Annotated in this window: 20 protein-coding genes; 11 read left to right on the plus strand and 9 right to left on the minus strand. The window is 70.2% G+C overall.

The genetic code is table 11. The annotated features are described in order from the left end of the window. On the plus strand, nt 1-199 hold a 199-nt coding region (locus FL344_RS39455; RefSeq protein ID WP_228565493.1), incomplete at its 5' end, for a hypothetical protein. A gap of 324 nt (nt 200-523) precedes the next feature. Continuing rightward, the gene (locus FL344_RS30545) at nt 524-2,212 is read left to right on the plus strand and encodes a L,D-transpeptidase family protein (protein ID WP_141621027.1); all 1,689 of its coding nucleotides are present in this window, start codon (nt 524-526) and stop codon (nt 2,210-2,212) included. A 3-nt stretch (nt 2,213-2,215) separates the two neighbouring features. On the opposite strand, the gene FL344_RS30550 is transcribed toward FL344_RS30545, so the two are convergent. Genes FL344_RS30550 through FL344_RS30560 form a run of 3 tightly spaced genes read right to left on the minus strand, consistent with a single transcriptional unit; the run spans nt 2,216 to nt 4,116 of the window. Beyond that, nucleotides 2,216-2,629: a secondary thiamine-phosphate synthase enzyme YjbQ gene (locus FL344_RS30550; protein WP_090484856.1), complete on the minus strand. Its 414-nt coding sequence runs from the start codon at nt 2,627-2,629 to the stop codon at nt 2,216-2,218. Between the two features lie 3 nt (nt 2,630-2,632). Continuing rightward, the gene (locus FL344_RS30555) at nt 2,633-3,367 is read right to left on the minus strand and encodes an alpha/beta hydrolase (protein ID WP_141591904.1); all 735 of its coding nucleotides are present in this window, start codon (nt 3,365-3,367) and stop codon (nt 2,633-2,635) included. A 2-nt stretch (nt 3,368-3,369) separates the two neighbouring features. Next, nucleotides 3,370-4,116: a peptidylprolyl isomerase gene (locus tag FL344_RS30560; protein WP_141591905.1), complete on the minus strand. Its 747-nt coding sequence runs from the start codon at nt 4,114-4,116 to the stop codon at nt 3,370-3,372. Nucleotides 4,117-4,304: 188 nt separating this feature from the next. Between FL344_RS30560 and FL344_RS30565 the strand changes: the two genes are divergently transcribed. Together FL344_RS30565 and FL344_RS30570 are read left to right on the plus strand one after the other, a co-directional pair. After that, on the plus strand, nt 4,305-5,267 hold the full coding sequence (locus FL344_RS30565; RefSeq protein ID WP_141591906.1) for a hypothetical protein: 963 nt from the start codon (nt 4,305-4,307) through the stop codon (nt 5,265-5,267). A gap of 162 nt (nt 5,268-5,429) precedes the next feature. Further along, nucleotides 5,430-6,452 (plus strand): peptidylprolyl isomerase, encoded by a 1,023-nt coding sequence (locus FL344_RS30570; protein ID WP_228565494.1) that lies wholly within the window; start codon nt 5,430-5,432, stop codon nt 6,450-6,452. A 3-nt stretch (nt 6,453-6,455) separates the two neighbouring features. On the opposite strand, the gene FL344_RS30575 is transcribed toward FL344_RS30570, so the two are convergent. Then, nucleotides 6,456-7,439 carry a lipase gene (locus FL344_RS30575; RefSeq protein ID WP_141621015.1) on the minus strand — a complete coding sequence of 328 codons (984 nt, stop codon included), beginning with the start codon at nt 7,437-7,439 and terminating at the stop codon, nt 6,456-6,458. Nucleotides 7,440-7,610: 171 nt separating this feature from the next. On the opposite strand from FL344_RS30575, the gene speD reads away from it, so the two are divergent. The 7 genes from speD (at nt 7,611) to FL344_RS30605 (ending at nt 15,950) form a co-directional block, all read left to right on the plus strand. Next, nucleotides 7,611-7,919 (plus strand): S-adenosylmethionine decarboxylase, encoded by a 309-nt coding sequence (gene speD, locus FL344_RS30580; protein WP_255508252.1) that lies wholly within the window; start codon nt 7,611-7,613, stop codon nt 7,917-7,919. Beyond that, nucleotides 7,916-9,811 (plus strand): DUF4178 domain-containing protein, encoded by a 1,896-nt coding sequence (locus FL344_RS30585; protein WP_141591910.1) that lies wholly within the window; start codon nt 7,916-7,918, stop codon nt 9,809-9,811. Before speD ends, FL344_RS30585 begins: the two co-directional genes overlap by 4 nt. Nucleotides 9,812-9,843: 32 nt before the next feature. Then, entirely contained in the window at nt 9,844-10,005 is a 162-nt protein-coding gene (locus FL344_RS38710) for a hypothetical protein (RefSeq protein WP_020478251.1), read from the plus strand. Further along, entirely contained in the window at nt 10,005-10,232 is a 228-nt protein-coding gene (locus FL344_RS30590) for a DUF350 domain-containing protein (protein WP_002635242.1), read from the plus strand. Before FL344_RS38710 ends, FL344_RS30590 begins: the two co-directional genes overlap by 1 nt. 45 nt (nt 10,233-10,277) lie before the next feature. Further along, a complete protein-coding gene (locus tag FL344_RS30595) occupies nt 10,278-11,774 on the plus strand; it encodes a polyamine aminopropyltransferase (RefSeq protein ID WP_141621016.1) in 1,497 nt (498 codons plus the stop codon). Continuing rightward, nucleotides 11,765-13,399 carry an NAD(P)/FAD-dependent oxidoreductase gene (locus tag FL344_RS30600; protein WP_194863316.1) on the plus strand — a complete coding sequence of 545 codons (1,635 nt, stop codon included), beginning with the start codon at nt 11,765-11,767 and terminating at the stop codon, nt 13,397-13,399. The genes FL344_RS30595 and FL344_RS30600 overlap by 10 nt, the downstream gene beginning before the upstream one ends. 193 nt (nt 13,400-13,592) lie before the next feature. Continuing rightward, the gene (locus tag FL344_RS30605) at nt 13,593-15,950 is read left to right on the plus strand and encodes an arylsulfatase (RefSeq protein WP_141621018.1); all 2,358 of its coding nucleotides are present in this window, start codon (nt 13,593-13,595) and stop codon (nt 15,948-15,950) included. On the opposite strand, the gene FL344_RS30610 is transcribed toward FL344_RS30605, so the two are convergent. From FL344_RS30610 to FL344_RS30630, 5 genes are all read right to left on the minus strand, one after another. Beyond that, entirely contained in the window at nt 15,934-16,251 is a 318-nt protein-coding gene (locus FL344_RS30610) for a hypothetical protein (RefSeq protein WP_141621019.1), read from the minus strand. The genes FL344_RS30605 and FL344_RS30610 overlap by 17 nt on opposite strands. Nucleotides 16,252-16,325: 74 nt before the next feature. Beyond that, a complete protein-coding gene (locus FL344_RS30615) occupies nt 16,326-16,934 on the minus strand; it encodes a hypothetical protein (RefSeq protein WP_141621020.1) in 609 nt (202 codons plus the stop codon). Nucleotides 16,935-16,940: 6 nt separating this feature from the next. Beyond that, nucleotides 16,941-19,388 carry a hypothetical protein gene (locus FL344_RS30620; RefSeq protein WP_141621021.1) on the minus strand — a complete coding sequence of 816 codons (2,448 nt, stop codon included), beginning with the start codon at nt 19,386-19,388 and terminating at the stop codon, nt 16,941-16,943. Between the two features lie 253 nt (nt 19,389-19,641). After that, the gene (locus FL344_RS30625; protein ID WP_141621022.1) at nt 19,642-20,994 is read right to left on the minus strand and encodes a sigma-54 dependent transcriptional regulator; all 1,353 of its coding nucleotides are present in this window, start codon (nt 20,992-20,994) and stop codon (nt 19,642-19,644) included. Continuing rightward, complete coding sequence (locus FL344_RS30630) at nt 20,991-22,265, minus strand: ATP-binding protein (RefSeq protein ID WP_194863315.1); 1,275 nt, start codon at nt 22,263-22,265, stop codon at nt 20,991-20,993. Before FL344_RS30630 ends, FL344_RS30625 begins: the two co-directional genes overlap by 4 nt. Between the last annotated feature and the right edge of the window lie 50 nt (nt 22,266-22,315).

Below are 22,315 nucleotides of genomic sequence, written 5' to 3' on the forward strand. Positions count from 1 at the left end.
GGCGGACACCCGGGCGCCAGGCTCGGGGATGCTGCGGGCTTCCGGGGGCTGCCTCCACCGGCGCGCCGCCTTGGCCTGCGTGCGGGGCGATTCGCGGGCGCTGTCTTCACTGGCGCGTCGCTTGGGCCCGCTGCGGGGTGATGAGCGGGAGCCCCGGCGCGCGCCATGGGCCGCGGACCGTGATTTCCGCTGCGTGTGACAAGGGCCGCTGCGATGGCACGAAATGCCCACTCACACGGAGCCGCACGCAGGCGAGCGCACCGTGGCCGACGTTGAGTGTGCCGCCGCTCCTCCGTACCGTGTCAGGTCCATGCGCCGTTGGCTTCCGCTCGTTCTGCTGCTGCCTGGAATCGCCTGCACGCCGCCTCCCGGCCCGGAGGACACCTCGCCCGATGCCTCCGTGGCGAGTGTGCCCGCGCCCTGGGGCGCGGAGGAGCGCGGTGACACACTGAGTGCATCTGTGTCGGCACCCAGGGCCGCGGCGTTCGACGGCGGCGCTGGCCCAGGGACGCCAGGGGACGGCGTGGAGGTCCGCGCACCGCACGCCGATACCAACGCTCCTGAGGACCTCCCCGCGGATGACCGGCGCACGGCCGCGGATGCGCTGTTCGCGGCGTGGCAGCGCACCGCGGCGGATGCGGGGACTGACGGCGGCGTTGAGGGTTCGGCCGAGGCGACGCTGTCTCCGCCGCGCCGCACGCATGATGATGGTTCGGCCGAGGCGCGCGACGAGGTGCCGGCGCTGGCCATCGACCCCGCCCTGGATGACCTTGCCCCGTCCGAGGAGGAAGAGGACACGCCGGGCGGAGAGGAACTCCCCCTGCCCGAGCAGCTCACCGTCATCCCGGACGAACTGCACCCGGGCGAGGAACTGGTGCTCGGCCCGGACGGCGAGCCGCTCGAGGACACGGGGCTGGTGCTCGAAGACGTCGACCCAGGACTGGAGCCCGTGAGCGGCGCGGAGGACGGAGGAACGTACACCGTGCCCTTCGCTCCGGACGCGGGCTCGCTGCGGGTGCGCCGCTCCATCGTGGTCCGCCAGGAGCCTCGGCAGGACGCACCCGCACTGGGCACCGTGGCGCAGGACATGCGCGTGCGCTGGCAGGGCGAAACGGCGGTGCGCGGCCCGGATTGCGAGGCTTGGATTCAGATTGAGCCGCGCGGCTGGGTCTGCGAGCGCTACCTGGAGCCCAACTTCCGCGAACCCCGCGTGCGCGAACTCCCGAAGCTGCGCGAGGGCGAGCTGACGCCCGGCATCTACGCCCGAGTCGTAGGCAAGCGCGTGCGCGCCTATCCCAGCCTCGCCCTAGCGCGCGCCCGGCGAAAGGGCGTGCTGCTGAAGGGCTCCGTATCCGTACAGCTCCGCGGGCAGGTCCGCATCCGCCGCAAGACGTACTGGCGCACCACCGATGGCCAGTACCTGGAGGCGCGTGTGCTGCGCGAGTACCGGCCGTCCTCCTACGAAGGCGTGAACGCGGAGGCCATCGCCGAGCTGCCGCCGACGTTCGCCTGGGCCCAATCCCGCACGCGCCCCTCCGCCGCCGTGGAAGTACGGACAGCGCCAGACGCGAAGGCCGCCCGCGAAACGGTGCTGCCACCACGCACGCTGGTGGCCGTGAAGGAGCTGTCCGAGGACGGCCACTGGGTGAGCATCGCGGAGGACCAATGGGTGGCGCGAGACGACCTGCACGTCGCCTGGTTCTCACACGCGCCGCCGCAGGTGGAGCCCGGCTCCCGCTGGCTGGACGTGGACCTGGATGCCCAGGTGCTGGTGGCCTACGAAGGTGAGCGGCCGGTGTATGCGACGCTCATCTCCTCCGGGAAGCAGGGCACGGACACGCCGGAGGGGCTGTTCCGCATCTGGATCAAATTCGCGGAGGCCGACATGACAGGCAGCGGCACCGCCGGCAACGACACCTACCGCGTGGCCACGGTGCCCTGGACCATGTTCTTCCAGGACGACTACGCGCTGCACACGGCCTACTGGCACGACCGCTTCGGCCAGCCCATGAGCCACGGCTGCGTCAACCTGTCGCCGAAGGACGCCCGAGCGCTCTATGCCTGGGCCGCGCCGCAGGTGCCCGTCGGTTGGTCCATGGTCCACGCGACGGAGGACGCGCCGGGCTCGTGGATTCGCATCCGCGGTCAGGCCCGGCCGACGGGCAAGCCGCGCAAGGTGGCGGTCGCCGCGACGCAGGGGGGCGCGCCGTAGTGGTCAGCTCACCACGGACACGGTGACGCGGCGCCGGTGCGGCGAGGTCCGGTGCTCCCAGACGTAGACGCCCTGCCACGTCCCCAGGTCCGCGCGGCCGTCCTTCACGGGGATGTTCAGCGCGTTCTGCGTGAGGACGGTGCGCACGTGCGCGGGCATGTCGTCCGGCCCCTCCGCGTCATGGACGAAGAGCGGGTCCCCGTCCTTCACCAGCCGCGAGAAGAAGGACTCCAAATCCTGGCGCACGTCCGGGTCCGCGTTCTCACACAGCAGCAGGGATGCGCTCGTGTGGTGAAGGAACACGGTGCACAGCCCCTGGCGGGCGCCGCTCTCCGCGACGGCGCGCTGGACGTCCGCGGTGATGTCGGTGAAGCCGCGGCCCCGGCTGGACACCGTGAGCTCCTTCGCGTGGAACATGGCTCAGCGTCCTCCCAGCCGCGCGGCGAGGAACGCGGCCAGGGCCTCCAGTTCCTCGGTGACGATGGCGTGCGGCATGTCGTAGGCGTGGAAGTCCACGGTGAGGCCCGACGCCACGAACAGGTCCCGCAGCCGCTCGGCGCTGTCCAGGGGAAGCAGTGGGTCGTAGCGCCCGTGGGCCTGGAACACGGGCAGCCCCGTGCGGCCCTGGGCGCGGGGGCGCCACTCCGGCTCCGACGTCAGCGTGCCGGAGAGGATGCACAGCCCGGCGGGCGGCTCATCCAGGCGCAGGGCCACGTCCGTGGACACCATGCCGCCCTGGCTGAAGCCGCCCAGCACGATGCGCCCGTAGGGCAGCTTCATCGCGGCGCACAGCGCGTCCACGGTGCTCATCAGCGCCCTGCGCGCGGCGGGCATGCCCGGCGGCACGTCGCGCGCGAACTGCTCCCAGTCGCGCTGCTCCCCCCGCATCACCGCGTCGGGCAGGGGGAACCAGGCGCGTCCGCCGTGCGCCCAGGCCATGGGCCCGCCGGGGAAGACGAACCGCACGCGGTCCGCCAGCGCCGGCTGGAACGCCATCAACTCCGGCCCCAGGGGCACCAGGTCGGTGGCGGGCGCGCCCAGGCCATGGGAGAGGACGACGACCAGTTCGGGCGTCGCGCCCTCGGGGAGCGCGTCGATGACGTGGCAGTCCAGCTCACCCAGCCGTGTGGCCACGTGGCGCAGGGCGCGTTCCATCGTCAGTTCCCGCTGCCGGCCGGGGCCTGGTCGCTCATCGCAATCTTCTGGATGACGACCGGCTCCAGGGGCTTGTCGCGCGGGTCGCGCTGCACGTTGGAAATCTTCTCCACCACGTCGTAGCCCGACACCACCTCACCGAAGATGGTGTGACGGTTGTTGAGGTAGTCCGGCGTGGAGGTGGTGATGAAGAACTGGCTGCCGTTGGTGCCGGGGCCGGCGTTGGCCATGGCCAGCAGGCCCTTCTTGTTGAAGGTGCGGCCGCTCTGGAACTCGTCCTCGAAGCGGTAGCCTGGGTCGCCGCGGCCGGTGCCCGTGGGGTCGCCGCCCTGAATCATGAAGCCCGGAATCACCCGGTGGAAGATGACGCCGTCGTACAGCGGCTTGCCCTCCACGCGCTGGCCCGTCTTCGGGTCCGTCCAGGCCTTCTCGCCCGTGGCCAGGCCCACGAAGTTGGCCACCGTCTTGGGGGCATCCTTGGAGAAGAGGCGCACGACGATGGCGCCCTGGTTCGTTTCGAGAGTGGCGTAGACGTCCTGGCCCGCCTGGACCTTCTTCGTCCATTCACCCGAGGCGGCCTCGGAGGGGGGCGCCGCGGCCGGCACCTCGGCGGCGGACGGCGCCGTGGGCTTCGCCGGCGTCGTCGCGGAAGGCGGGGTACCACCCCCCATGGATTCCTTCTTGTCGGAGTCCTTGCAGGCGGTGAGGGTGAGGCAGAGGAGGACAGTCGTCAGGAATTGGGTCCGCATGGCGCGCGGACCTTAGCCCCTTTTCCAATGGATTCCAGGGGCTTACGGGGTCATCGGTCGGTATCTGTCAAATACCGGGAGTGAAAATCGGCAAGGTCTGTGAGTCTGGACACAACAATTCACCAGAAAGCCCGATGATCCGGGTAGAGCCTCAAAAAGCCCTTCAAGTTCCCGTAGGAGCACACTCTATGGCGCCTCCGATTCGCCGCAACGAGCCCCGTCCCGTCCCGCCGCCTCCCGCGACGGCGCGTCCGACTCCGCCGCCGCCTCCTCCTCCGGCCCGTACGGAGGCCCGTCCCGGGCAGTCCGACCGGTTCGAGGACGCGCACAACCGCGTGACGCAGGCCGCCACTGGGCTCCGCTCTGTCTCGGATGCCGCTGTCGCCACGCAGGTGCGTGACGCCTTCGGGCCCCGCCGCTTCGGCCCCATCAACCTGCCGGGCGGCAATGGCCCCGTCGTCGAAGGGGCGAACACCCGCCTCGCGCGCGGCGCCGGTGCCGTCAGCCTCGCGGCCAACGTGGCGCAGCTCCCCACCGGAGCCATCGAGACGTTCCGTGACGTGCGCGATGCGCTTCGCAACCCGACCGAAGCGAACGTCCGTGAGGCGGTGGGCACCGCCTCGGGCACGCTCTCCACGGGGCTGATGGCGGCGCGGGATGGCCTGAGCCTCGCGGGCAATGTCAGCAACTACCGCGCTGCCACCAACGCGGCTCGCACCGCCTTCACCGCCGCGGCCCCGGAGGCCTCGCGTGCCGCCGCCAACCGCGTGGCCACCACCGCCGCCAACACGGCGCTGGAAGGTGCGTCGCGTCAGGTCGTGCGCCGCGCGGCCGCTGAGGTCGCCGAGCGCGGACTCGAGGGCGCCGCCCGCACGGCTGGCACCGCCGCGCGCGCCGCGGTGCAGGGCGGTGGCACCGCGGTGGCGCGTGCCGCGGGCCGCTTCACCCCGGGCCTCAACGTCGCCATCGCCGCGGCGGATACCGTGGCGGCCGTGAACACCATCACGGACCCGAACGCGTCGGCTGGAAAGAAGATTACCGCTGGAGTGACGGCGCTGGGGTCCATCGCCGCCGCGACCAACATCCCGGTCGTGAGCCAGGTGGGTGCGGCCGTCTCCACCGTGTCTGGCTTCATCGGCTCCTTCTTCTAGGAAGCGCCGCGTCGTCAATCTCAACGCTCCGGGGGGCTTCGGTCCTGCCGGAGCGTTGTGCTATCCGAGGGGGCGGAGCGAGAGACCATGACGACCCATGATGATTCGCAGGGCGGTCGTAAGAATGCCCGTTCGCTGGCAGAGCTTCATGCGCTTGGCATCATGAAAAAGATGCCGGCGGCGCTGCAGCTCGACAGCACCGAGCCGGTGGAACTTCCCACGGTGGAGGCTCCTTCCCTGGAGGGGGTATCGGTGGCCCAGGTGGCACCTGCGCCATTGACGGAGCAGGACCTCGTGGACCGCTTCGATGCGCTCCGTCGCCGGCACGCAGACGTCCGCGAGCGTCAGCCGGGCGAGGATGTGGCGCTCGAGGACGACGTGCTCGTGGACGTGCTGGGCTTCGCCAACAACCGGCTGATGCCCTTCTCTGTCCGGGAGAACTGGTGGGTGCGCGTCGCGGCGGATCCGGGGCTGCCCGGCTTCTTCGAATCACTGGCGGGGGCGAAGGTGGGCCAGTCGGTCGGCATCGAGCTGACGCTGCCGGACACCTATCCCGTGGAGGCGCTGCGGGGGCAGTCGGCCCGCTTCCTCGTGAGCGTGAAGGCGGCGCGAGAGCTGAAGTTGCTGGACGATGACTCGCCGGAGTTGCTGTCACGGCTGGGCATGGGCTCCATCACGGACATCATGCGCAAGCTGGGCGACGAACTGGCCCAGGAGCGGCTCGCCGACGTCGACCGGTTGACCCAGGAGCGCGTCATGGACGTGCTCGTGGACCGCACGCCGGTGGAGCTGTCCGCCGCGCTGGTGGACGAGGAGATTCGCCAGCGCTGGGCGGAGGCCGAGCGGCCCATCCTCCAGCGCAAGGATTTCCAGCCCGACGAGCTTCAGGAGGCGCTGGAGGGCTGGCTGCAGGATCCGCTGACCCGCATGGATGCGGCGTACCGCATCACGCTGGCACTGGTCCTGCGAGCCATCGCCGAACGCGACGGCATCCAGCCGGACCGCGCGGCGACGGAAGCCATGCTGGAGGACCTCGCGAACCTCACGGGCGTCAACCGGCAGGAGCTGGGCGTGGCGGTGAAGGAGGACGAGGCGCTGGCTCGCCGCCTGTACGAGATGGCGCTGCGCTTCTCCACCATCGACCACGTGATGAAGAAGGTGACGCTGACGCCCGCCGCGGCGTGAGGCTCAGCGCGCTTCCAACGCCAGGGCGACCATCACCTCGGTGAGGTCGCCCGGGTGGTAGCGGACCAGGCCTGGCAGGCCGCGCAGCGCGGCCTCCGCGTGGTCCATGTCGTGCAACCGCACCACGCGCGCGCCGGGCACCTCCGCGTCCACCGCCGTCACCATGCCGTCCGCCTGGTACCCATAGCGCTCGTGCAGGTAGCGCTGGAGCGGGTACAGCGTGGAGGTGCGCGACAGCCGCGAGGTGGCCAGCGACACGGTGGGGATGTCGGCGGGGTAGGGGTGCTGCTGGATGAAGGCCTGCCGCTGGGGATAGGACAGCTCCTCCACGGAGCGGGACACGCCGTGGAACAGCAGCGGGAAGGCGAAGTCGATGAGCCGTCGGAGCCGGGGCGTGGTGGCCAGGTCGTGCGCGATGGATGAGCCGCCATACGGCGCCTGGAGCGTCACCACCGCGCGCACCACATGGCGAAGCTCCGGGTAGAGCGCCAGCGTGGCGGTGCACTCCACGCCGCCCTTGCTGTGCCCCACCATCACCACGCTGCGGCCGAAGTACTCCGCGTCGCGCAGCACCTCGCGGAGCACCGCCACGTTGTCCGCGAGCAGCCCTTCGGTGTCCACCGCGGCCTCGCGCACGCTCAGCCCCCGGCGCTCCAGCCGCTGCACGTTGTCCAGCAGGTAGCCGGGCAGCTCGTCTCCCAGCATGCCGCGCACCAGCACGTACTGGTGGCGCCGGGCCTCTTCCGGCAGCACCGGCAGCCCCTGGCGGACGCGCGCGAGCAGCGCATGGAAGCGGGGCGTGAGGTCCTCGGGGGGAAGGGACTGCGCCGCCCGCTTCAGCCAGCCGGCCATGCCCGCGCAGCCAGGGCCCCACCAGCGCTCGGCGGGAGGCAGTCCGCGCAGCGTGCGAGTGAGCCGGGCGATGGCGCTCGGGGCCGCGGCGGGGGTGGACGGAACGTGTGGGGCATCGGTCTGCGACGGCGTCATCTTGAAAGGCAGCGTACCGGGAAGCCCGAGGCGGGCGCCAACGAGGCGCCGTGCGTTTCAGGGGGTGACATGAGGCCGGACGCGAGGAAGGGCCCGTGATAAGACGTCCGGGGACGGAGGATTTCGAAGCTGACCACCGGACAGGAATGGCTGGTTGACGCCAGCGGCTGCGTGCCTGGCAGCCTCAAGGACGCGGCGGCACTGGCGGCGCTCTTCGAGGAGCTCATCGTCGTGCTGGACCTGAAGGTCGTGGGCCAGCCGCAGTGGCACGTGTTCCCGGAGCCTGGTGGCGTCACCGGGCTGGCGCTGCTGGCCGAAAGCCACCTGGGCATCCACACATTTCCCGAGCACGGGTTCGCCGCGCTCAACGTGTACTGCTGCCGTGAGCGCCAGCGTCCGGACTTCGAGGCGCTGCTGACGCGCCATCTGGGCGCGACGGCGTGCGTGGTGCGTGAGCTGAAGCGGGGGGTGACGGCGTGACGCAGGGGAAGTGTCCATCGTGCGGTGCGATGGTGGAGTTCACCGCCGGCTCGGCGCAGGTGGTGGTGTGCGGCTACTGCCAGACGGTGGTGGCGCGCAAGGGCCTGGACTTCGAGTCCCACGGGAAGATTGGCAGCATCGTCCCCACCGATTCGCCGTTGCAGCTCCGCGCGGAGGGGCGCTACCGCAAGGTGGCGTACACCATCGTCGGCCACCTGCAGAAGGACCATGGCGCGGGGCCTTGGGACGAGTGGTACGTGGAGTTCGCGGACGGCCGCACCGGGTGGCTCAGCGAGTCCGAGGGCGCCTTCCACCTGATGTTCGACATGGGGCCCGAAGAGGGCGTGGGGCTGGAGGACCTGCACCCGGGAGAGCGGTTGCACCTGCGCGACCGCGCGTGGGTCATCGAGGAGCGTGGCCATGGCCGCGTGGTGGCCGCCGCGGGTCAGCTCCCCAGCGACGTGGACCCCACGCAGGACGCCTGGTACGTGGACGCCACGGGGCCCAAGGGCTCCTTCCTCACGCTCGACTTCGGCACGCGTGGGCACTCGCCCGAGGTCTTCGTCGGCGAGGCGCTGAAGCTGGAGCAGTTGGGCATCCCGGCCGGGCAGCTCCGGCCCCGCGTGCGCAAGGTGGAGCTGCAGCAGGCCCGCTGCACGCAGTGCAACGGCAACCTGGACCTGCGCGCGCCGGACAAGACGCTGCGCGTGGCGTGCCCCTACTGCGGCGCGCTGCTGGACGCGCGCCAGGGCAAGCTGTCCTTCCTGCGCATGCTGGAGAAGCCGAGCCGGCCGCTCATCATTCCCCTGGGAACCAAGGGGAAGCTGGATGGCGCGGAGTGGATCTGCATCGGCTACCTGGAGCGTTCGTGCACCGTGGAGGGCGTGCGCTACCCGTGGGAGGAGTTCCTCCTCTACAACGCGTCGCGCGGCTTCGTCTGGCTGATGAACTCCAATGGCCACTGGGTGTTCCTGAAGCCGCTGCCCGCGGGTGACGTGTCGCTGTCGCCCGACGTCGCCGCCTTCTACGAGCACCGCCGCTACAAGTGCTTCCAGCACGTCACCGCGGTCACGGACAAGGTGTTGGGGGAGTTCTACTGGACGGTGAGGGTGGGCGAGCGGGCCGAGGCGTCGGAGTACGTCGCCGCGCCGTACTCGGTGAACGTGGACGCCACGGACGACGAGGTGTCGTACACCCACGGCGAGTACCTGGAGCCCGAGGTGGTGAAGGAGGCCTTCGGCTTGAAGGAGCCGATGCCTCAGCGGGAGGGCATCGCCCCCAGCCAGCCGAACCCGCACCAGTCGGGGCTGCGCTCCGTCTTCGTCTGGACGGGCCTCTGGATACTGGCGTTGTTCGTGCTGTCGGCCGTGCTGTCCTTGTCCGCCGCGAAGGCGGTCGTCCTGGACGAGGCGGTGGTGATACCGCCGGATGCCGCGCCAGGCACGCCCGCGGCCATGCACTTCAGCGAGCCCTTCGAATTGCCCAAGCGCGGCAACATGCGCGTGGAGATCAGCGGCACGCCCTTCAACGAGTGGCTGGGCATCCAGGGCGACTTGGTGAACCAGGACACGAACGACGTGGTCCTCTTCTATGAAGAGCTGAGCTACTACCGCGGCAACGACGGCGACGGCGAGTGGACCGAAAGCAACATGTCCACCAGCACCTACCTGTCGCCGGTGCCCGCCGGGAAGTACGCGCTGCGCACGACGGCGAGCTTCACGGCGAACCCGAGGCGGCCGCGGCCCATGACGTACCGGGTGAAGGTCATCCACGACACGCCCAACTCGAGCTGGTTCTGCTTCGCGCTGGGGCTGATGGTGGTGGGGCCGGTGGTGGCGTTGTATCGCTCGCACAGCTTCGAGACGCGGCGCTGGGCGGAGAGCAACGTCTAGGTTTGAGTCGTCAAACGTGACGGAGGCGCGTCATGAAGTGGTTTGGAGGACTGGTGCTGCTGGGCTACGCGGCATTGACGATTTCGGGCTGGTCCCCCTTCACGAAGGAAGAGCGGGACAAGGTACCGGGCAATGTCCGGCGTGGGCCGGGCGGCGTCCTGCTGTGGACTGGCGGCTACATGGGAGGGAAGTGATGTTGTTACTTGGCGTGGTGGTCAGCGTTCAGGGTGTGCTGGCGAGCATCATCTACTCGCTCATCGGATTGGCGGTGTTCGTGGCGGGCTTCTATGTCATCCGCCTCATCATGCCGTTCGACGTGCACAAGGAGCTGGAGGCCGACCAGAACACGGCGGTGGGCATCGTCATCGGCTCCTTCATCATCGGTCTGGCCATCATCGTGGCCGCGGCCATCAGCGGATGAGTGCGCGCGCAGCACGCCCATGCCTGTGCGAAGTGAAGTGACGCCGTGAACAAGACGCTGCTGTACATCACCGTCATCGTCATCGCGACGTGCGGGCTCATCTATGAGCTCGTCGTCGGGGCGCTCGCGAGCTACCTGCTCGGCGACTCCATCACCCAGTTCTCCACCGTCATTGGCGGCTACCTGTTCGCCATGGGCATTGGCAGCTACCTGTCGCGCTACATCGAGCGCGGGGTGGCGCAGCGCTTCGTGGAGGTGGAGCTGGCGGTGGCGCTGCTGGGCGGCATCTGCGCGCCGGTGCTGTTCCTCACCTTCACGCTGACGGACCTGTTCCAGGTGGCGCTGTACGGCAGCGTGATTGCCATTGGCGCGCTGGTGGGCATGGAGATTCCCCTCCTGCTGCGCATCCTGAAGGACCAGGTCAAGTTCAAGGACCTCATCAGCCAGGTGCTGTCGCTGGACTACGTGGGCGCGCTCGCGGCCAGCGTGGCCTTCCCGCTGCTGCTGGTGCCGAAGCTGGGTCTGGTGCGCACGTCCCTGCTGTTCGGCGTGCTGAACGCGGCGGTGGCGCTGTGGAGCACCTGGCTGCTGGCGCCGCTGCTGGGCAACCCGCTGCGGCTGCGCATCAAGGCGGTGGGGCTGACGGTGCTGCTGCTGGTGGGCTTCGTCATGGGCGACCGGCTCACCACCTTCTACGAGGACCAGCTCTACGCGGATGACGTGGTCCACGCGTCCAGCTCGCCATATCAGCGCATCATCCTCACGCGCGGCAAGCGGGGCTTCTCGCTGTTCCTCAACGGCAACCTCCAGTTCGCCAGCCTGGACGAGTACCGCTACCACGAGTCCCTGGTGCACCCGGCCATGGTGCGCGCGGGCAAGGTGGAGAACGTGCTCATCCTGGGCGGTGGGGACGGCCTGGCCGCGCGGGAAGTGCTGCGCTACCCGGAGGTCCGCTCCGTCACGCTGGTGGACCTGGACCCGATGATTACGGGGCTGGCGACGAACTACGGGGAGCTGGCGAAGCTGAACCGCCACGCGATGACGGACCCGCGGATGCGGGTGGTCAACGGGGACGCGATGCAGTTCCTCACCGAGGGCGGCGCGCAGTACGACGTGGTGGTGGTGGACTTCCCGGACCCGAACAACTTCGCGTTGGGGAAGCTGTACACCACGGGTTTCTACAAGCTGCTCAAGAAGCGCATCGCGCCGGACGGCGTGGCGGTGGTGCAGAGCACCAGCCCGCTGTTCGCCCGGCGCTCCTTCTGGTGCGTGGAGACGACGCTCAAGGCCGCGGGCTTCTGGACGGAGCCGTACCACGCGCTGGTGCCGTCGTTCGGTGAGTGGGGATACGTGCTGATTGCGCACGAGCCGCCCGCCCGGCACCGGCCGCTGCCCGAAGGGCTGCTCTTCCTGGACGACGCGACGATGGCGTCACTCACCCAGTTCCCTCCGGACATGGGGCCCTTGCCCGTGGAGGTGAACCGGCTGAACAACCAGGTGCTGGTGCACTACTACGAGGCGGAGTGGCAGCGGTGGAACTGACGCGGCGGGAGCTGGTCGCCGCGTTCCTCGGTTCCGCGGTGGCGGCCAGCGCGTGCCGGAAGTCAGGGCCACGGGAGCGTGTGCCCGGCGCGGTGGTGGACCAGGCCGTGGAGCTGGGGCACCGGCTGCGCGGCGGGCCGCTGCCCCGCGCGGACATCGTGGAGCCCGTGGAGGTGCTGGTGGTGGGCGCGGGCGTGGCGGGCCTGTCCGCAGCCTGGCGGCTGGCGAGCGCGGGCGTGCGAGGCGTGCGCGTGCTGGAGCTGGAGGCGGAGCCGGGAGGCACGTCTCGCTCCGGGCGCAACGCCATCTCCGCGTACCCATGGGGCGCGCACTACCTGCCGGCGCCGCTGGAGGACCGGGGTCCTGTCGTCCGGCTGCTGCGGGAGATGGGGGCCGTCACCGACGTGGATGACGCGGGCCGGCCTCGCTTCGAGGAGTCGTTGCTCATCCACGAGCCGGAGGAGCGCTTCTTCTACCGGGGCCACTGGTACGAAGGGCTCTACCTGCACGCGGGCGCCAGCGTGGAGGACCTGGAGGAGCTGCGGCGCTTCGAGGCGCGGATGAACGGCTTCGCCTCCGCGCGAGACGCGAAGGGGCGCCGGGCCTTCGCGGTGCCCTCCGGCCTGTCCAGTGACGACGCCGAGTGGACGGCGCTGGACGCGCTGAGCATGGCGGCCTGGATGGAGCGCGAGGGCTTCCGCTCCGCGCGGCTGAAGTGGGTGGTGGACTACGCGTGCCGCGACGACTTCGGGACCACCGCCGAGCATGTCTCCGCCTGGGCCGGCATCTGGTACTTCACCGCGCGGCAGGACGGGAATGGGGAGCGCAGCGAGGGCTACCTGAGCTGGCCCGAAGGCAATGGCCGGCTGGTGCGGCAGCTCGTGTCGGCGCTGCCGAACGGCGCGGTGGAGCGCAACGTGCTGGTGCACACCGTGGAGCCCGTGGAGGGCGGCTGCCGTGTGGACGCGCTGGAGGCGGGCTCGGGCAAGCCCCGGGCCTTCCTGGCGCGGCAGGTGGTGCTGGCGTGTCCGCGCTTCATCGCCGCGCACGTGGTGGCGCCGTGGCGCCGGGAGCGTCCGGCGTGGCTGAATGGCTTCACGTATGGGCCGTGGGTGGTGGCGAACCTGACGCTGTCGTCGCCGCCGCACTCGCGGGGCTTTCCGCTGGCCTGGGACAACGTCTTCTATGAGAGCCGCAGCCTGGGCTACGTGGTGGCCACGCACCAGACGCTGCGCCAGGACGAGCAGGGCCCCACGGTGCTCACCTGGTACCTGCCCATGGACGGCGCGGACGTGAAGGCCGAGCGGGAGAAGGCGCTGTCGGCCAGCTACGCGGACTGGGAGGCCCTGGTGATGGCGGACATGCTGCCCGCGCACCCTGGCATCGCCGGGCAGGCGCAGCGGCTGGAGGTCCAGCGCTGGGGCCACGCCATGGTGCGGCCTACACCGGGCTTCATGTGGGGGCAGGCGAAGCAGGCCGCGGGGGAGAGCCTGGGGAACTCGCTGCACTTCGCACACTCGGACCTGGGCGGCATGGGGCTCTTCGAAGAGGCGAACTGGTTTGGCGTGCGGGCCGCGGAGCGCGTGCTGGCGGAGTTGGGCCGGCGTGAAGTGAGCTGGCTGTAGCCGCCGGCTGCCGCGTTCCATTCCAGGCGCCCATGGAGGAGTTCTTCTGACGCGGTGAGCGCCCTTGGCATGCGGTGTTCCGCCTGCTCGTGTCCGCCTGAAGGCCAGGGGGCATTGTCGGTCCCCATGTGCATCTCCCTCCACGAGGGTCCGCGGCACGTTCATTCCCGCGCGTCCTCGTGGAGGCCGCGCCATGTCGCTCAAGGAATACCTTCCCGGAACGCCATTCCCTGGTGTCATCGGCCGGACGGATGAGGAGTCCTCGCCTGCCTGGCCCGCGCCGCTGCGCGCGAAGCCGGGGGCACCCAACGTCCTCTTCATCGTCCTGGACGACACGGGCTTCGGTCAGCTCGGTTGCTATGGCTCGCCCATCCGCACGCCGAACCTGGACCGGTTGGCGGAGGGTGGGCTGCGCTACAACAACATGCACACCACCGCGCTCTGCTCGCCCACGCGCTCGTGCATTCTCACCGGCCGCAACCACCACTCCAATGGCATGGCGGGAATCACCGAAATCTCCGTGGGCTACCCCGGCCGCAACGGCACCATCCCCTTCGAGAATGGCTTCCTCTCCGAGATGCTGGCCGGGCACGGCTACAACACCTACTGCGTGGGCAAGTGGCACCTCACTCCCGCGGAGCAGACGAGCGCCGCGGGGCCCTACTCACGCTGGCCCCTGGGCCGCGGCTTCGAGCGGTACTACGGCTTCCTCGGGGGCGACACGCACCAGTACTACCCCGACCTCGTTCACGACAATCATCAGGTCCGGCCGCCGAAGACACCCGAGGAGGGCTACCACCTGACGGAGGACCTGGTGGACCGGGCCATCGGCTTCATCGCCGACGCCAAGCAGGTGGCGCCCGACAAGCCCTTCTTCCTCTACTTCTGCACCGGCGCCATGCATGCGCCCCACCATGTCCCCCGGGAATGGGCGGACCGCTACAAGGGCCAGTTCGACGACGGCTGGGATGCCTACCGCGAGAAGGTCTTCCGGCGTCAGCTCGAGACAGGCGTGCTGCCGCCGGGCACCCGGTTGTCGCGCCATGACCCGGACGTGCAGGACTGGGACAGTCTGTCTCCGGAGGAGCGGCGGCTCTACGCGCGGATGATGGAGGTGTTCGCGGGCTTCCTGGAGCACACGGACCACCACATCGGCCGGCTCATCCAGTCGCTGGAAGCGAGCGGGGAGCTGGAGAACACGCTCATCATGGTCATCTCCGATAATGGCGCCAGTCCGGAGGGCGGCCTGCATGGCTCCGTCAATGAGCTGAAGTTCTTCAACAACGCGCCGGAGTCGCTGGAGCAGAACCTGGCGGCGCTGGACGAACTGGGCGGACCGCGCCACTTCAACCACTATCCCTGGGGCTGGGCCTGGGCGGGCAATACGCCCTTCAAACGGTGGAAGCGCGAGACGTATCGGGGTGGTACCACGGACCCCTTCATCGTCCACTGGCCCCGAGGCATCCAGGCGCGGGGCGAGATTCGCTCACAGTACTGCCACGCCATCGACATGGTGCCCACGGTGCTGGACTGCCTGGGCATCGACCCGCCCACGGAGCTTCGCGGCGTCACACAGTCACCCATCGAGGGCGTCAGCTTCAAGCACTCCTTCCATGACGCGGACGCGGAGAGCCGGCACCACACGCAGTACTTCGAGATGTTCAGCCACCGGGCCCTGTACCACGACGGATGGCGGGCGGTGTGCCCGTTCCCCGGACCGTCCTTCACGGAGTCGCACGAGCCGTTCGGCATGCTGAAGCTCACCGAGGCCAGACTGCGCGAGTTCGATACGGAGGGCTGGGAGCTGTACCACGTGGCGGAGGACTGCTCGGAGACGCGGAACGTGGCCGCGCAGGAGCGCGACAAGCTCATCGAGATGATTGCCCGCTGGTACGTCGAGGCGGGCCGGTACGATGTGCTTCCGCTGATAACGCCGTCCCGCGAACTCTTCGCCGTGGAACGGCCGCAGATTTCGCGGGAGCGGGAGCGTTACGTCTACCGGCCGAATACCTCACCCGCGCCGGAGAACGTGGCGGTGCACGTCCTCAATCGTGCCCACGCCATCACCGCGCGGGTGGAGGTGGAGGACGGCGTCGAGGGCGTGTTGCTCTGCCACGGTGGATTGACGGGTGGGTACTCGCTCTTCGTCAAGGACGGCAAGCTGCACTACGTCTACAACTTCGTGGGAGAGAAGGAGTTCCACCTGGAGTCCGCCGTGGACGTGCCGAAGGGACACGCGGAGCTGCGCTTCGAGTTCCAGCCCACGGGCGCGCCTGACCTGCCCGCGGGCCGGGGCGCGCCGGGGCTGGGGCGCCTCTTCATCAACGGCGACCTGGTGGCGCAGCGCGACATCTCGGAGACCATGCCGCTGCTCATCAGTCTGGGCGAGGGGCTGACATGCGGCCGAGACGAGAACTCACCGGTGAGTCAGCAGTACCAGCCGCCCTTCGCGTTCAAGGGCGGGACGCTGACGGAGGTGGTGGTGGACGTGTCGGGCGAGCACGTCCACGACGCCGCGACGGAGGCGAACACGGTCATGGCGCGGCAATAGCCGCGTGGGCGGTGGACTGGCCTGGGGCGACGGTGACGATGATGATGTCGGTGCGTCGCCCCAGGGCCAGCAGCTCGGCAGGGCTGGGCACCACCGGGTACCGTGAGCCTCCGCCTCCGACGCCTTGGGGGAAGTACAGCGCCCTTTCCGCCTCCACGTAGAGGACGGGGACGCGGCTTCCCCGGGCCTCGATGCCCGGAGGCGCGAAGACCTGGACGTCGTGGTCGGGGAACGCGGGTGGCGCCGGCGACGGAGCGCATCCAGCGGCCAGGGCGAACAGCAAGGACAGCCAACGTCGCATGACGGGACTCCTGGCCTCGGCCTGGTGGCCGGGCGCTCGATGGGTTCATGACGGATGTGCGGCGCGGCCGTGGCTCAGGGCGGCCGGGTGACGTCACAGCGCGCACTGGCGCCGCGGGCGAGGTCCTCGGCCACCGAGCGAAGCAGCACGGTGCCCGTGAGGGTGTTGCCTTCCTCGCCCGGGGCTTGCTTCCCCTGCGTGAGCCACGCGGCCACCCGGCCCAGGCTCGCGGCGGTCACGACGTGCAGGCGGACGCTGATGCGCACTTCATAGCGCGCGCCGGGCTCGGGCCTTTTCTCCAAGGTCCACGCCACGCGCTCCAGCGTCAGTGAGGCCGGGCCTTCCGGCAGGGGGCGTCCATCCAGCACGTAGGCGCCCTTGGAGAAGGCGAGCACCTGCGTCAGCCGGGCGGTGTCCATTCGCGCGTCGAACCAGACGGTGTTGCGTTGCCAGAGCGTCAGCTCCACCTCCAGCTTCCCCGCCATGCCCAGTCGCACCAACCGGTCCAGCTCGGGCGAGACGAAGTCGAAGGCTTCGGAACGGACCATGACGCGCCGTCCGGCCAACGTGGCGGTGCAGGTGGTGCGCGGCTCTTCTGCATGGACCATGGGGGCGTGCAGGCCCGCCACGGCGATGAGCGCCGTGCCGAGCCTGCGTCCCACGTGTTTGCGTGGCCAGTCCATGCGTCTTTAGAAGGTCCGCTGGAAGAGCAGCCGGGCCTCGGGCGTGGCGGTGGCCCGCTCATCCGTGCGCCACGCGACGTCCATCCGCACGTTGTCTCCGAAGTGGAGGCTGGCGCCCAGGCCGAGCCGTGCATCCGTCCATGCGTCATCCGCCCGCACCGTGCCCAGGTCCACGAAGACGCCCAGGGCGCTCCAGCGGTACTCCGCGCTGGTGAGCACGGACACGTCGCCGCGGTACTCCTTGAAGCCGAAGCCGCGCAGCGCCGTCCATCCACCCAGTGCCTCGCGCTTCTGTTCGGGCAGGCGGTGGCCCCCCGCGGTGCGCACGCGCAGCGACAGACCGGTGTCCCAGCCGGTGGGCACCTCCATCGCGATGTCGCTCACCAGCTTCCAGAAGCGCGCGTCACCGCCCGCGCTCCCCGGACCGTTGCCCACCTCCAGCGTGAGCAGGCCCCGGAGCGACGCGCGGCTCTCCCAGTCGCCATCCCGGTCGAAGAGCGACGTCTCCGGCGTGCGGAACAGCGAGCCCACGGACGCGGCGGCGGGCACGTTGCTGGCGTACTCCATGCGCACCACCACGGAGTCGAAGCGGCCCTCGGTGACGGGCGCGTTGGGGAAGGGCGCCGAGTCGTTCCGGAACAGGGAGAAGGGCGGCGTGAAGCTGCGCATCGACTCGTATCGGTCGTTGCGGTACTCGACGCCCGCGAGCCAGTCGTCCGCCCAGCGCCAGGTGGCGAAGGCCGTGAGCCCCTTGCGGCGGAAGTAGTCGCGGTCCGGCCGGTTGATGAGGGCCGAGTAGAGCGACGAGTCGATGTCGCCCATCCGCCACCGGTCCAGCGTGTCGGTGAAGTCGTAGACCTGCGCGCCCAGCTCCGCGAGCCCCACCCGCGGCACCTGGAGCTTCGCCCCACCGAGCATGTTGATGCGCCGCTGGCGCTGCGTGCCTTCCGGGTCATCCGGCAGATACTGGCCGCCCCACCGCAGCGGGATGGTGAGCGCGGCATCCACGGTGACGTGCGCGCGGTCCTTCGCATCCCAGAGGCGCAGCCGCCCTGCAAGACCTGGCGAGAAGCCCGTCACCTGCGTGTGCATCGGAAGCAGGTCCACGTCGAAGTCGGGCCGCCGCGTGCGCAGGTGCACCACCAGCTTCTTGCCCTCGAGGGTGATGCTGTCGGCCGAGTCCACGTCGTCCCACCAGTCGGCGAACTGCTTCCAGTTCAGCTCGAACTCCACCTGCTCCCGGTGGCGCGGCTTCGCGCGCGGTGCTTCCTGCGTGTGATAGGCGCGGGTGCCGTCCGGCTCGCGCGTCTCGATGATGTGGGCGCGCTGGGCACGCGGGCTGTCGGAGTCGTCCGCGTCCGCGGGCTCCAGGAAAGGGAGCCGCGAGGTCAGCCGCCGCACGGCGCGCTTCGCATCACTGCGGAGGAACACGGTGCCCGGCTTCAGGTCCAGCGCGTCCTGGACACGCGCGGCGATGTCGGCGTCCACGCCGCGCACTTCGATGGACTCGAGCCGGCCTTCATCCACCGTCACCGTCAACTTGCCATCCGGCGACAACACCGCGGACAGGCTGGCGAGCATGTAGCCGTCGTCACGCAGGCGCTTCAGCGTGCGCTCCAGGCCGTGGGCGACGCCGCCCAGGAAGATGCCGGGGTGCAGCGTGCCGCGCTCCAGCCGGGCCACCCAGTCACGGGACGGATAGCGAGGCGGGCAGGGACGGACGACGGAGAGCGTGCCGCGCCGGGAGTCCACGCGCAGCGTGGCGGTGAAGGAGTCGTCGTCTTCGTCCTCGGTGGGGAACCGGTGCGGGAGCCAGAGCAGCTCTTCGAGAATCTCGGTGGCCTGCAGGTCCTGAAGCCCGTTCACCTCCACGGCGGAGACGACTGCGTTCTCCTCCAGGTGAACTTCGAGGACCGCTGGCTGCGGCGCCTCGGCCACGCGCACGCGCGGCTCCACGCGGGCGAACAGTCCCGAGCGAGCGAGCCGCCGGAGGAACAGGTGGACTTCTCGTCCGCTCAGCAGGGCCTCCGAGTCCGCACGAGGCGCACCGATGAAGGCACGCACCTGCGCATCCGTCAGCCAGTGAAGCCCGTGCAGTTCGATGCGGCCGGGCGTGAGCGAGCGCCCATCCACGGCGAGCTGAAGCGGGGCCAGAACGCTGGTGTCTCCCGAGTCGTCGTCCTCGAAGTCGTCGGGGCAGGACTTCTTCGTGTCCGCCGGGGTGTCGCCTCGGGCGTCGGTCGCGGGGGAGCGTGGCTTGCCGCCAGCCTCCTGGTTGTCCGTGGCAGTGGTTGCGCCTTCCGCAGGCTCTGACTGCGGGTTGTTTCCCGTTTCACCTTGCGACGGAGCGGCTTCCGCGGATGAGGGCGCGTCGGAGCGTGGCTCAGGTGCAGGGGCTGGCTGCGCGACTGCGAGCGCGGGGAGGAGACAAATGAGGAGCGCGAAGCGGTTCATGCACGAAGGGAGAGCACGGGCCGTTCCACCCAGAGGCGTCGGGCAAGTGCCTGAAAGAACGAGGGCCGAGCAGCCATGTCGATGTCATGGAGACATCGGGATGTCGAGTCGTGATGTGGTACTGACATCGCCAGCGGCGATTGCGTGCGGCTGTCCGGTACCCGCCTGGAGGCATGGGGGCGCTTTCGGTACTGGGGCCGTGGTTGCGGCTGGGCCGAAAATCGGGGGCAGATCAGCAGCACTCCCGCGGGCTTCAGGTGACAGGGAGTCCGAGCGCCTTGATGCGCCGGTAGAGGTTGCCCCGGTCGACCTGCAACAGCCGCGCGGCCCCGGCGATGCTTTCGCCTTCCTGGAGCGCCGCGCGGATGAGCTCGCGCTCGAAGTCCTCCACGTGCTCTCGGTAGCTCTTTTGTCCCAGGGAGGGACGGCTGGCCACGGCGGTGGCCTGGGGCGCGGAGACGAGCTCCGGGCCCAGGGTGAGCGGGCCCTCACCCCGGAGCAGGTTGAGGCGCTCGATGAGGTTGCGCAGCTCGCGCACGTTGCCCGGCCACGCATAGGCGCGCAGCGAGGTTTCCGCGCCGGGCGCGAGCACCAGTGGCACCTGCGGCCCCGCGAACTCCGCCGCGAAGGCGCGGGCCAGGGGGAGCAGGTCCTCCGGCCGCTCGCGCAGAGGCGGCACCTGGAGGGGCATCACGTTGAGGCGGAAGTAGAGGTCCTGCCGGAAGCGGCCCTCCTTCACCGCGCGGGCGAGGTCCTGGTGCGTGGCCGCGACGACGCGCGCATCCACCGGCACGGGCAGGCTGCCGCCCAGTCGCTCCACTTCCTTCGTCTCCAGGACGCGCAGCAGCTTGGCCTGGAGCTCCAGTGGCATGTCGCCCAGTTCATCGAGGAACAACGTGCCGCCGTGCGCCTGTTCGATGCGGCCCGCGCGCCGCGACAGCGCACCGGAGAACGCGCCCTTCTCGTGGCCGAACAGCTCGCTCTCCAGCAGGGTGGAGGGAATGGCCGCGCAGTTGACGGCGACGAGCCGGCCCTTGCGTCCCGATGCGAGGTGCAGCGCCCGCGCCACGCGTTCCTTGCCAGTGCCCGTCTCGCCGGTGATGAGGATGGCGGTGTCGCTGGGGCCCACGCGCGCGATGAGCTGGCGCAGTGACGCCATGCCAGCGCTGTCACCCACCAGGTGGCCGGGGCGGGCCAGTGCGTCCAGCAGCCGCTCGCGCTCTTCCTGGAGCGAGCCCAGTGCCAGTGCGTTTCGCACGGCGGTGAGCAGCCGCTCGGGGGAGGGCGGCTTCTCCACGAAGTCCGTCGCGCCCAGCCGCAGGGCCTGCACGGCCTCGGCGGGCGACGCCTCTCCGGACAGCACCACCACGGGCGCGGGGAAGGGCCGGGGCAGGCGCGCGAGCAGCTCCAGGCCCGTCTCGCCCGGCATGCGCAGGTCGAGCAGCATCATCGCCGGGGGACCTTCGGGCGCGTCGAGCAGCTGGGAGGCCTCCGCCGCGGAGCGGGCCTCCACGGGCGTGAAGCCCTCATCGCTCAGCAGTCCGCGCAGGGCCCTGAGGACGCCAGAGTCGTCATCGACGATGAGGATGCGAGGACCGGGCTTCATGGGGACGGAGGCGGGGTGAGGGGCAGTTCCACGCGCGCGAACGTACCGCCTCCGGGCGCGGGCTCCAGGCGCAGGCTGCCTCCATGCTCGTGGACGATTTTCTGGGAGATGGGCAGGCCCAGGCCGCTGCCGCCGGGCTTGGTGCTGAAGAGGCCACGCGTGAGGGCCGGGCCTTCGAGGACGCTAGGGACGCCACTGCCTCCATCCGCCACGGTGACGCACACGGTGCCCGGCTGCGGCGACTCCAGTGTGACGTGGACTGGCGCGGCGCTGGCGGAAGAGGCCTCGGTGGCGTTCTTCACCAGGTTGCCGAAGAGGCGACGCAGGCCATCCGGGTCCGCGCGCAGCGTGGCCTCCGCGCCAGGCCGAAGCTCCACGGGCACGGGGGACGTGCCCGCGTACAGGGTGCACACCTCGGCCAGCAGCGGGCGCAGGGGCACGTCCTGGAAGCGCGGCGCGGGCAGGCGCGCGAAGGTGGAGAAGCTCTGGGTCATCCGCATCAACAGGTCTACTTCCTCCTGAAGGAGGGCCACCGCTTCGGTGAAGCGGGTGGTGTCGTGGGGCGTGGACGCATCCGTCCGGTTCAGACGCGCGAGCGACAACTTCATTGCGGTGAGGGGGTTCTTCAGCTCGTGCGCGAGGGCGCGGGCCACGTCCTGCCAGGCGGCAATCTGTTCCGCGGACTTGAGCCGCTCGCGCTGCGACAGCAGCTCCTGGCCCATGCGGTTGAACTGGCCCAGGAGGAACTGCAGCTCGTCGCGTGGAGGCTCGGGGGCGGCGAGCCGCACGGAGAGGTCGCCGCGCGCATAGGCCCACATGCCTTCCGTGAGGGTGCGCACCGGACGCGTGAGGGCCCGCCCGAGCAGCACCGCGGCCACCGTCAGCGCCGCGCCCGATATGAGGACCAGCGCGGTGATGAAGGCGGGCACGCGGCGCACCAGGGCTCGTCGCGCCAGCTCCGCCTGCGCGAGGTTGAGCCGCGCCTCGTTGAGCGAGTCTTGCGGCAGCTCCCGCCGCGCCAGCTCCGAGGCGACCTCCTCCAGCACGCCCTCCACCGGGGCGATGGACACCGACAGCACCCGCTCCAGCGCGGCTTGTGCGAGCACGCCGAGCAGCACCAGCGGCACCCAACCGGCGAGCAGCATCACCGCCAGCAGACGGCGTCGGAAGCGTGGAGGGGGCAGCGGAAGGTCCGCGGCGTGTTCGAGGCCCACCCTGTCACCGTGCGTGCGGGCCTCTGTGGGCGCGGCGGCGTGCATGGGACGGTTCATACCGCATCCGGACGTGGGCCCGGTGCCGAGTCCCCGGCGCGGAGACTCTG

The organism is Myxococcus sp. AB036A, from assembly GCF_006547355.1.
GTDB classification, from domain to species: domain Bacteria; phylum Myxococcota; class Myxococcia; order Myxococcales; family Myxococcaceae; genus Myxococcus; species Myxococcus virescens.